The organism is Metabacillus sp. GQ13, assembly GCF_059758525.1.
Genome location: NZ_JCAXET010000016.1, coordinates 1 through 10,857, shown reverse-complemented (window position 1 = coordinate 10,857; position 10,857 = coordinate 1). Strand labels below are relative to the sequence as shown.

The 10,857-nt window shown below is 36.8% G+C and carries 10 protein-coding genes; all 10 read right to left on the bottom strand.

The window, feature by feature from the left end; all coding sequences use genetic code 11:
* Positions 1-107 precede the first annotated feature (107 nt).
* Positions 108-1,628: a metallophosphoesterase gene (locus tag AC6CHR_RS18610; protein ID WP_498250512.1), complete on the bottom strand. Its 1,521-nt coding sequence runs from the start codon at positions 1,626-1,628 to the stop codon at positions 108-110.
* A 213-nt stretch (positions 1,629-1,841) separates the two neighbouring features.
* Positions 1,842-2,204 carry a phage holin family protein gene (locus AC6CHR_RS18605; protein WP_498250511.1) on the bottom strand — a complete coding sequence of 121 codons (363 nt, stop codon included), beginning with the start codon at positions 2,202-2,204 and terminating at the stop codon, positions 1,842-1,844.
* 1 nt (position 2,205) lies between these two features.
* Positions 2,206-2,403: a PspC domain-containing protein gene (locus tag AC6CHR_RS18600; RefSeq protein ID WP_498250510.1), complete on the bottom strand. Its 198-nt coding sequence runs from the start codon at positions 2,401-2,403 to the stop codon at positions 2,206-2,208.
* Positions 2,404-2,415: 12 nt separating this feature from the next.
* Positions 2,416-3,501 carry a DUF4097 family beta strand repeat-containing protein gene (locus tag AC6CHR_RS18595; RefSeq protein ID WP_498250509.1) on the bottom strand — a complete coding sequence of 362 codons (1,086 nt, stop codon included), beginning with the start codon at positions 3,499-3,501 and terminating at the stop codon, positions 2,416-2,418.
* Between the two features lie 36 nt (positions 3,502-3,537).
* Positions 3,538-3,861, bottom strand: a complete 324-nt coding sequence (locus AC6CHR_RS18590) for a magnetosome magnetite crystal formation protein family (protein ID WP_498250508.1) — start codon at positions 3,859-3,861, stop codon at positions 3,538-3,540.
* A gap of 479 nt (positions 3,862-4,340) precedes the next feature.
* Entirely contained in the window at positions 4,341-4,517 is a 177-nt protein-coding gene (locus AC6CHR_RS18585) for an aspartyl-phosphate phosphatase Spo0E family protein (protein WP_498250507.1), read from the bottom strand.
* Positions 4,518-4,868: 351 nt separating this feature from the next.
* Positions 4,869-7,742, bottom strand: a complete 2,874-nt coding sequence (gene uvrA / locus AC6CHR_RS18580) for an excinuclease ABC subunit UvrA (protein ID WP_498250506.1) — start codon at positions 7,740-7,742, stop codon at positions 4,869-4,871.
* Between the two features lie 6 nt (positions 7,743-7,748).
* The gene (gene uvrB / locus AC6CHR_RS18575; protein WP_498250505.1) at positions 7,749-9,734 is read right to left on the bottom strand and encodes an excinuclease ABC subunit UvrB; all 1,986 of its coding nucleotides are present in this window, start codon (positions 9,732-9,734) and stop codon (positions 7,749-7,751) included.
* A 251-nt stretch (positions 9,735-9,985) separates the two neighbouring features.
* On the bottom strand, positions 9,986-10,216 hold the full coding sequence (locus AC6CHR_RS18570; RefSeq protein WP_498250504.1) for a DUF2198 family protein: 231 nt from the start codon (positions 10,214-10,216) through the stop codon (positions 9,986-9,988).
* 33 nt (positions 10,217-10,249) lie between these two features.
* On the bottom strand, positions 10,250-10,690 hold the full coding sequence (locus AC6CHR_RS18565) for a GNAT family N-acetyltransferase (RefSeq protein ID WP_498250503.1): 441 nt from the start codon (positions 10,688-10,690) through the stop codon (positions 10,250-10,252).
* Positions 10,691-10,857: the final 167 nt, after the last annotated feature.

Below are 10,857 nucleotides of genomic sequence, written 5' to 3'. Positions count from 1 at the left end.
TCCTATTTTTATCTTTATGGTTGCCCTTAATAGTAACTTATGATCATTAAATATTTCCATAATGTTTTTAAATTAAGGATTGATGTTAGTAGGTAAATTAGCATGAATCACTGTGAGTAGTTGTTAGCATGAACAACCCTTTCTCCAGTTAATTGTTTATACACATTCATCTCAAAATAATCTGTGGAAATCATTTTCACCGTTTTTTTCACATCGACATCCATCGTAAATTCATCTTTATTCGGATATTTACCATTATCATAAAAATGGTATTGGTCTAAAAAGGGTGAATAAGTTTGTACATCTATTGAGTTTGTCTCTTCATCAATATGCAAGAGACGAATAAACCCATTTCCTCCATTAGGAGCCTTTTGATAATCAGCAAGAATTTGATAAACACGTCGATCTACTACACCGTCTGCATTATCATCGATTTTATTCACGAGAACCTCACTACTGTGATAATGTCCACATAATACTGCTATAACATTATTGTTTGGCACAACAACACTATCAAATAATTCATTCCCTTTATGACTTCTTTTCCCATTCCCCTGTAAGTATTCGTGAACGGCGAGAATGGCTGTCCGATCAGAGAAACGTGACAAGACCTTGTTCATCCACTTAATCTCAAGCTTATCAATATCCCAACCCATATAAACAAAAACATAGTCTTTCCCATTTATCGAAAGGAGATCAAAATGTCCACGGTTATTCTGGTAAGAACCTCCATAATAATCCTTATGCTGAAATCGATTCTCCCCAAAATATTGTTGATATTGACTATAGCTTTCCCCTACATCATGATTACCGGGCAATACACCATAAGGAATTTTTGCAACATCCAAAGTGTTCATGTATGAATCTGCACGCTGCCATTGCTGGTGATTTGCACCTCTATTCACTATGTCACCAGTATGAACAACATAATGAATGTTCATCACTGCTTTATTCTGAGAAATCCATTCCACAATCGACTTAAAAACAGCTGGGTGATCTTGTGCATAATATTGTGTATCCGTCATCCAAACAAACGAGTAATCATAACTTTTCGAAGGAGTGGAGAGCTGATCTTGAACAATCACACTTATCTTATGATTGTTCACATATTCATCAGCTAAAATGCTTCCTTTTAATGAAAACTGATGAGTTCCAGCTATTTTATGGTCAAGCTCTATCCACTTTTTTTGCCTATTGTTCCAGCCATACATTGTAACATGTCTACCTGGTAAGGAATGCCCCTCCCAATACATAGTTACTTGGTCTGATGATTTGATATCGTCGTCCACATTCACATCAAATCGATGATATGGAAATTTTGTCAGAGCACGTGTCTCATTTCCCTTTGCATCTTTTTGATAAAGAGAAACATACTTTTCAGGTGAGAATTCATTTTCACCCAGAGGGTTTCCTGATATTGGTGGTTCTGTTTCTGTTGCATTTTCACTTATTTTCATATGATTGTTTGTTTCAGACGTATATTGATGAGCAAGATAAAAGTTTTTAGAGGCAATTAATTTGATATGTGATGGATGTACTACTTCGCCAATCACAGGGTGTGCTGGCGTAACAATTGGAAAAAGGAATGCTATCGAAATTATACAAAAAGATTTAATGTATTTGTGCATGCTATTCACCCATTTATAGTCTGTGTAGAAAAATAACTTTTTACCATTAGAACAAGATAGGTAATGATTACCATCCATTCCAACTAGATAAACGTAAGAAGCCCGCTAGAACGAGAGGTACAGGAGACGAAAGCCTTAGGATTCTCATACTACAAAACAAAATTAACACAAAAAAGAGCCTAATTAAACGTTTGTTTAGGCTCTTTTCTGATTTCATTTATTCTTTTGCAATGGCTCAACAATTGCCTTTTGTATCATTAGATTTAGCAGGGATATGACTACAGCGGCTAGGATCGCTGCCCCAAAACCAGCGATCTTAAAGTCATCACCCATGAGTCCCTCTGTGATCATTAACGTTATTGCATTTATGACAAACAGAAACAAACCTAATGTAAATACGGTTACCGGTAATGTTAAGATGATCAAAAAGGGCTTTACAAGGATATTTAAAACCGATAAGATAAAGCTCGCTCCTAACGCTGCACCTATCCCACTTAAATAAAAGGAATCAAAGTAGCCAGCAACCACAATAAGAATTATTGCATTCACCAGAATACTAACTAGCCACCTTGTCATTTTAAATATCGTCCGATTCTTCAGGAACAAGGAAAATCCAAGCGAGATAAACTAAAATCAACGGAAAAAAGCCAGTAGGTATCACTAAGACCACAAATAGAATTCTTAAAACAGATGCGTCAATACCTAAATAAGTAGATAAGCCTCCAAGTACTCCGGATAGCTTACGATCAGAACGAGATCTCTGTAATTTCTTCAATTATCTTCCACCTTACGTATTTTTTATTGAAATGGAACCAGTTTTCGAGTCAGCAAATAATGATAGCGATGTTTCTTGTGATGTTCTAAATCGTAATTCCTTTTGAATGGTATCATTTTTTTCAAACGATATATCTACATCTTTAAGTTGTGCAGATAAGGTACCCAGATTCGATTTCAACTCACCAATCATTCTGCTTTCCTCTGGGGTATAAATGTCGATATTACCTGTTGTTGTTTTCGCATATAGCGTTTCACATAATGGTTCTGTCACCGTTAATTGAAGATTCCCATTGAAGCTTTGAGCATCAATTTTTTCTGCAGATCCATTAAACTGAATAAGACCTGTAATTGATTCAACTGCAAGCTTTTTAAAGCTGGAATTTGAAAGCTTAATCTGTCCGTTTGCTGTTTCAAATTCCCCATCTTGACCCTTGATATCAGAAAAAGATACAACGCCATTTGCGGTTTTGACCTTGAGACTTTCTACTTTTAAATCTTCCCCTCTTACCGGACCATTAAACAGTTTTATCTTTATTTGCTCATAAGATTGTTCAGGGACAAATATTTTTACATTCATCTTCATTGTCTTTTTATCCGTTTGAAGAATCAGGCGACTCCCTTCAACTAAACACTCAACTTCCGTTAAAAAGGTTTCTCTAGCCTGTTCCTTATTTTCGACCCGATACATTTTCGCATCACATTCGATCCTACAATCATTCTCATTCCATGCCTGTAGATTGATACTTCCATTAGGGAGATTTATATCAATATCATGAAACGATGATCCTTGAAATTGGTAGATATGATGAACATCAATTGATTTTCCAAAGTTGATATCGAGGTCAATTTCTTTTACTCTCTTCACAGCTGTATCTACCCAATCCATCAACTTTGCACCTAACGACGCATGTTTATCCTCTGTCGTTTGGTTTGAATGATCATGCTCAAAATCAATCACATCAGTTGATAATGCTGTGATCTTTTCCTCTTTTAATTGTTCATCACTTTCTAAGGATTCAATCAAAGTTAGTGCTTCATCTGCAGATAGCTTTCCCTCTTCAACAAGCTTCAAAATTCTTTTTCTTTGTTCTTTCATGTACCTCATCCCCCTATTTTTAAGATCATGTCATCATCATATTGTCGACAACAATTTAACTCCCTTGACAACATTCCAGATTAATACAATTATATTAATGATTCCAATAAGAATCATACCTCCGAAAAATACAGTTAGAAACAAGGCTTCACTTGAATTTGAAAAACCACTAAACACAATCGAAAGAATGACAGCTACGATCGATAAGAATGGAATGATATGTGAGATCAAAGCCTTTTTAGCATGCTGTTTTACTTCGATGTGATCGACAATAAAATAGATGGCTATGGGCATAAGAAAAGGTGCAAAAAACACACTAAAATAATTTAAAGAAGCAATCAACTTATTCGTTTTATCCATTTTACTATTCATCTCCTTCTCTTTAATACGTATGAAGAGATAAGAGGTTTCACTATTTTATTTTTTGTATTTAATTTTTGGTAAAGTTTTTAAATGGTTCTTTTCTAAGAGATTGTTGCTTTTCAAACAAAAACTATTTAAGGTCGATTGGAGCGGAAGTGCGAGACTCCTACGGGAGTAGCGGGACAGGTGAGCATCTGGAGCGGAAATCAGCTACACCTCACTTCTTGGTAAATAGCAACAAAGGTTGCGAAAACAGCTATTTTTAAGGAAAGGATCGTTCTAAGAGGTTAACCGTTCATTAATTGTACGATCGTCTGTTATTATGAAGGTAATAAGAAAGGTTATTAGAGTCCGTATGATCGTTTATTGTGTAGAATAACACTCTTTGAGGAAGACTTTGGTAAAACAAAAATCCTTACGCAGACTACTACTTGGTATAAAAAAACCACATTTTTAATTAATGTGGGCTCTACGTGTCAATGCTTTATTCTTTTTCCTTCACATGCATGGTCATTAAATAAATTAATTAACTCATCTAGTATCCTACTTAAACGCATCGCCTCATTGGATTGGTAACCAAATTCTTTACAAACCTGAAATAGTTTCAATCTAGTGGGCTCAATCAAATTTGTTTGTAGATATTCTCTTTCCATCATAATCTCCTCATACTTTCTTCCATTTTATTGTAATGTATGATTCCATTTCAATCAATACAAATTTCCAAAAACTACAAAAAAATTGCAAGGCATTTATTTTTAAGCTACCTTAGAGTTATTGACAATGAATCGACTATTTTATTATATAGGAATAAATTACCTATTAGTTGATTTAGTTAGTTATTTTACCTTCAACATTAAAAAGTAGAAAAAAGGATTAGGGGGATAAGTAAATAATATAACAAATCTACTAGGGTTGGTTTTGTATAGAAAAAAGAACCCCAATTAGATACGACTAATCAGAGTTCCAAAGTGTTTATCAAATAACATCCATTGTCTCAGCAAGTATTAACCAACGACTTCCTCTTTTTCTTTCAATCGTTTTTTCATTCGTTCACGGTCACGCTCGATCACAGGTTTTAGATATTTACCTGTGTAGGATTTTTCATTGTTCATGATGTCTTCAGGTGTTCCCACACCGACAATTTCTCCGCCTTTGTCGCCACCTTCAGGTCCTAAGTCAACTAGGTAGTCTGCTGCTTTTATCACATCGAGGTTGTGTTCAATGACTAAAACGGTATCACCATTCTCTACTAATCGTTGCAATACTTTTAATAGTCGAGCAATGTCGTGGACATGAAGACCTGTAGTTGGTTCATCAAGGATGTAAAAGGATCGACCTTGTGAACGTTTGTGTAATTCAGATGCTAGCTTTACCCTTTGAGCTTCACCACCGGAAAGAGTTGTTGCTGGCTGACCTAATGTGATATATCCTAATCCAACATCAAAAATTGTCTGTAGCTTCCGCTTAATTTTAGGAATGTTTTCAAAAAAGTCTACTGCTTTTTCTACGGTCATTTCCAGAATATCGGAAATGCTTTTTTCCTTATATGTTACTTCAAGGGTTTCTCGGTTATAACGCTTGCCATGACAAATTTCACACGGGACATAGACATCTGGTAGAAAATGCATTTCTATTTTAATGATCCCATCACCGCGGCAAGCTTCACATCGACCGCCTTTTACGTTGAAGCTGAAACGGCCCTTTTTGTATCCTCGTACTTTAGCTTCATTTGTTGTTGCAAATACATCACGAATGTCATCAAACACACCAGTGTAAGTTGCTGGATTAGATCGAGGTGTACGTCCAATTGGTGATTGATCAATATCAATAACCTTCTCTAGATGCTCGATTCCTTTAACCTCTTTATGTTCTCCAGGTTTTGTCTTCGCTCTGTTAAGCTTTTGTGCTAGTGATTTATGAAGGATATCATTTACTAGTGTACTTTTTCCCGAACCAGAAACACCTGTCACGGAAATAAATGAACCAAGGGGGAATTTCACACTTACATTTTTAAGATTATTCTCTTTTGCCCCTTTTATCTCAATATAACGTCCATCAGGCTTTCTTCTTTCGGTAGGTAGTGGGATAAACTTTTTCCCTACTAGATATTGACCTGTTAATGAGTTTTCGTTGTTCATAACGTCCTCGGGTGTACCCTCAGCAATAATCTCTCCACCATGAATTCCAGCACCTGGCCCGATATCAATTAAATAATCTGCTGCAATCATCGTATCTTCATCATGTTCGACGACGATTAACGTATTTCCGATATCACGCATATTTCTCATCGTTTGAATCAGGCGGTCATTGTCTCGTTGATGCAAGCCAATTGACGGCTCATCAAGTATGTATAAAACACCTGTTAGTCGTGAACCAATTTGCGTGGCAAGACGAATCCGTTGTGCTTCTCCACCAGACAAAGTACCTGCTGCACGATTCAATGTTAGGTAATCAAGTCCAACATTATTTAAAAAGCCTAATCGCTCTATGATTTCCTTAAAGATTAAGTTGGCAATCGCCATTTCTTTTTCAGACAATGACATCTCTTTGAAAAAGGTAAGCGAATCTTGAACAGATAGCTTGGTAACTTCACCAATATGATTGCCATTGATTAATACCGCTAATGTTTCCTTCTTTAGACGATAACCTTTACATGTAGGACAATTTTGCTGGGCCATATATTTTTCCATTTGCTCACGAATATAGTCAGAACTCGTTTCTTTATAGCGACGTTCAACATTACGGACGACACCTTCAAATTGAATGTAATTTTCTCTAACTTGTCCAAAGTCATTTTCATAACGGAAATAAATCTCTTCACCATCACTACCAAAGAGAATTTTATCAAGTAAATGTTTTGGTAGATCTTTCACAGGTATGTCCATATCAATTCCATAATGGTTAGTGATTGCCTTTAACAATTGCGGATAATACTGTGAACTTGTTGGCTCCCATGGGGCAATTGCATGCTGATTAAGTGATAAGTCTTTATTGGGAATGATAAGCTCCAAATCAACCTCTAGCTTAGTCCCTAGTCCATCACACCCAGGGCATGCACCGAATGGGCTGTTAAACGAAAACATTCTTGGCTCAAGTTCTCCAATTGAAAAGCCGCAGATTGGACAGGCATGATGTTCACTGAAGAGCAATTCCTCTTCACCCATCACATCAATAATCACTCTTCCCTCACCAAAGCGGAGAGCTGATTCTAGTGAATCTGCTAAACGAGCACTAACCCCTTCTTTCACAACAATTCGGTCAATCACAACCTCGATTGAATGCTTTTTGTTTTTCTCTAATTCAATGTCATCAGATATCTCCCGCATCTCACCGTCAACACGTACACGTACATAGCCTTGCTTTTTTATGTCTTCGAGTACTTTTACATGTGTACCCTTGCGACCTGATACAACTGGAGCTAGCACCTGTAATTTTGTTCGTTCAGGGTATTCCAAAATCCGATCAACCATTTGTTCAATCGTTTGTGATGATATCTCAATGCCATGAACAGGGCATGTTGGATGTCCAACCCTTGCAAATAAAAGACGAAGATAATCATAGATTTCAGTGACCGTTCCGACTGTGGAGCGCGGATTACGACTTGTTGTTTTTTGATCAATTGAAATAGCTGGTGATAAACCTTCGATTGCATCTACATCAGGTTTATCCATTTGCCCAAGAAATTGACGAGCATATGCTGACAAAGATTCAACATAGCGGCGTTGTCCTTCTGCATAGATGGTATCAAAAGCAAGTGATGACTTTCCTGAACCAGATAAACCCGTTAAAACTACGAGTTTATCACGTGGAATGGTGACATCTATATTCTTTAAGTTGTGAGCGCGCGCTCCTTTCACAACGATATGTTCCATTGCCATAATGCTTCATCCTTCCGCTTTAAGCTCTAAAATTAAATCACGCAACTCTGCAGCACGCTCGAAGTTCAATGCCTTTGCTGCTTCCTTCATTTCGACTTCCATATCCGAAATGACCTTGTCGCGTTCTTTCTTGGTCATTTTTGACAGTTTTTTCGTAACAGAGAATTCATAATCCTCTAGTTCCTCTGCAGCGACAGTAGCCCGAATGACTTCACGAATATCTTTCTGTATCGTGATTGGTGTGACTCCATGCTTTTTATTATATTCAGTTTGGATATCACGACGTCTCTTTGTTTCACTTAACGCCATTTCCATTGAGTTTGTCGTTTTATTTGCATACATAATAACATGACCATCTGAATTACGCGCTGCACGGCCAATTATTTGAATAAGCGACCGTTCTGAACGTAAAAATCCTTCCTTATCGGCATCAAGTATGGCTACTAATGAAACCTCTGGTATATCTAGTCCTTCTCTTAATAGATTGATTCCAACGAGAACATCGTATTTGCCAAGGCGTAGCTCACGAATAATTTCAATTCGTTCTAAGGTTTTAATTTCAGAATGGAGGTAATTTACCTTTATGCCAATCTCTTTTAAATAGTCTGTAAGATCTTCAGACATTTTTTTCGTTAAAGTGGTAATTAACACACGTTGATTTTTTTCAACCCTAGCGTGAATTTCTGCGATTAAATCATCAATTTGTCCTTCAATCGGTCTAACATCTATTGTTGGATCAAGTAAGCCAGTAGGTCGAATGATTTGCTCAATCATTGTTGGCGTATGTTCCATCTCAAAAGGACCCGGTGTAGCAGAAACAAAAACGATATTCTCGATATGTTTTTCGAACTCTTCAAATCGAAGTGGTCGGTTATCCATCGCTGAAGGCAGTCGAAAACCGTGATCAACCAACACTTGTTTACGAGCCTTATCACCATTAAACATACCCCTGATTTGTGGGAGTGTAACATGTGACTCATCAACAATGATTAAAAAGTCGTCTGGAAAGAAGTCTATTAATGTATAAGGTGTGGCCCCTGATGGGCGAAGCGTTAAATGGCGTGAATAGTTTTCAATTCCCGAACAAAAACCCATTTCACGCATCATTTCAAGATCATAGTTCGTTCTTTGTTCAAGACGTTGCGCCTCAAGGATTTTGCCATTTTCTCGCATCTCAGCTAAACGCTCCACCAGCTCTGCTTCTATGTTAACGATTGCCTTTTCCATCTTCTCTTCCCCTGTAACGAAGTGAGATGCAGGAAAGATTGCAACATGATCGCGCTCACCCATTATTTCACCTGTTAAAGCATCCACTTCCCGAATACGATCAATTTCATCGCCAAAAAACTCAACGCGAATGCATTGCTCATCCTTCGAGACTGGGAATATCTCAACGACATCACCACGAACGCGAAATGTCCCTCGTCTAAAATCTATATCATTCCGTTCGTATTGAACATCAACTAATCTTCTTAATAACTGATTTCTTTCGATCTCCATACCCGTTCTTAAGGAAACAACAAGCTTCTTATATTCCTCTGGTGAACCGAGTCCATAGATACACGATACACTGGCAATAATAATAACATCATTCCGCTCGAATAATGAGGATGTAGCTGAGTGACGAAGCTTATCAATTTCATCATTAATGCTCGCATCTTTTTCAATAAATGTATCTGTTTGTGGAACATATGCCTCAGGCTGGTAATAATCATAGTAACTAACAAAATACTCAACTGCATTATTAGGAAAGAAATCCTTAAACTCACTATATAGTTGGCCAGCCAATGTTTTGTTATGAGCAATAACCAATGTTGGTTTATTGACCTCTTTTATAAGATTAGAAACAGTAAAAGTCTTTCCAGTACCTGTCGCACCAAGCAACGTTTGAAATTTTTCACCATTTTTCATTCCGTTAACTAACGATTCAATAGCTTTAGGCTGATCACCCTGCGGCTGGTATTTTGAGACTAATTCAAATTGCTCGCTCACGCATAAGCCTCCATTCAAAAAGTTTCGATAGTATTAGTTTACCACATTCAGTCAGAAAATCACTAAATATACGAACTAAAGTTCGTATATTTTTTATGTAAAGTTTTTTACAATTTTTTCGTTATGTAACCTTCAAAAAAAGTCAACTCGATTGTTCCTCATATTTGTGATCTAAGTGGTTCACAAAAAAAGAGCACCATCAGGTAACTCCTTTTCTCTTAGTATATCTCCTATTAGCTATGCTCAAACCTTTACTTCCTTAAAAGGTCTGCTTTCATTTTTCGCGCATAGAAATATCCTGCAATTAGCGAGACCATGTCTAAACATATAATGTAAGGATTATCCGTGTACCCTTTTACATATGATGCGATTAGTAAAGCTACTGTTAAAGCCGTAGCCACATAGTGGTTATAGCAAACACGTGTAAAGAGGATAATAAGTAAACACGGTATGAGTAGTGCTAAAATTACTTTTAAAACCATTATAGATCTCCTATTCAACTAGTAGTTTACATGCTATAGAGAAAGGTTATAGAAGTATACTGTATCTTCTTTTTGATAACCTAAGCTTTCATATAGGGCTTGAGCCTTTTCATTATCCTTGGCCGTTTCTAATAGAATTCCAGCTGCCTTTGTTTCTAAGGCGAATTCCTTAGCCTGATTCATTAACGCTTTTCCAACACCTTGGCGTCGATAGTTCTTTGTTACATACAAATCGTTTAATAACCACTTACGAGACATGCCTACTGACGTAAAGATTGGATATAATTGAACAAACCCCATCGGTCTTCCTTCATCCATCGCAAGATAAATCACCGATTCATTCAACTGTATTCGTTCCTCTATGAACGCCTTCGCACCTTCAGTATCAGACTGCTTCCCGTAAAAAATTCTGTATTCGTTAAACAAAGTAGTTAAATTGTTTAAATCCTTTAAAGTCGCTTGAAAAATAACCAACCTATCTCCTCCATTTATATCCTTGGAAATTTGTTATGAATGCCCTTAATCATACCATGTCATTTTAATGAATAGTACGCTAAAAAATCGACATGTATAAAATTGTTTAAGTCTTTTTATCCAATAAACTTTGCGAATCTTCCTTAAGTAAAAAAGCCAACTCCAAA

Excerpts from the sequence above, each read along its gene's own strand:
- AC6CHR_RS18610 (WP_498250512.1), bottom strand. The coding sequence starts at position 1,628 with ATGCACAAATACATTAAATCTTTTTGTATAATTTCGATAGCATTCCTT.
- AC6CHR_RS18590 (WP_498250508.1), bottom strand. The coding sequence starts at position 3,861 with ATGGATAAAACGAATAAGTTGATTGCTTCTTTAAATTATTTTAGTGTG.
- AC6CHR_RS18605 (WP_498250511.1), bottom strand. The coding sequence starts at position 2,204 with ATGACAAGGTGGCTAGTTAGTATTCTGGTGAATGCAATAATTCTTATT.
- AC6CHR_RS18595 (WP_498250509.1), bottom strand. The coding sequence starts at position 3,501 with ATGAAAGAACAAAGAAAAAGAATTTTGAAGCTTGTTGAAGAGGGAAAG.
- AC6CHR_RS18585 (WP_498250507.1), bottom strand. The coding sequence starts at position 4,517 with ATGGAAAGAGAATATCTACAAACAAATTTGATTGAGCCCACTAGATTG.
- AC6CHR_RS18570 (WP_498250504.1), bottom strand. The coding sequence starts at position 10,216 with ATGGTTTTAAAAGTAATTTTAGCACTACTCATACCGTGTTTACTTATT.
- uvrA (WP_498250506.1), bottom strand. The coding sequence starts at position 7,742 with ATGGCAATGGAACATATCGTTGTGAAAGGAGCGCGCGCTCACAACTTA.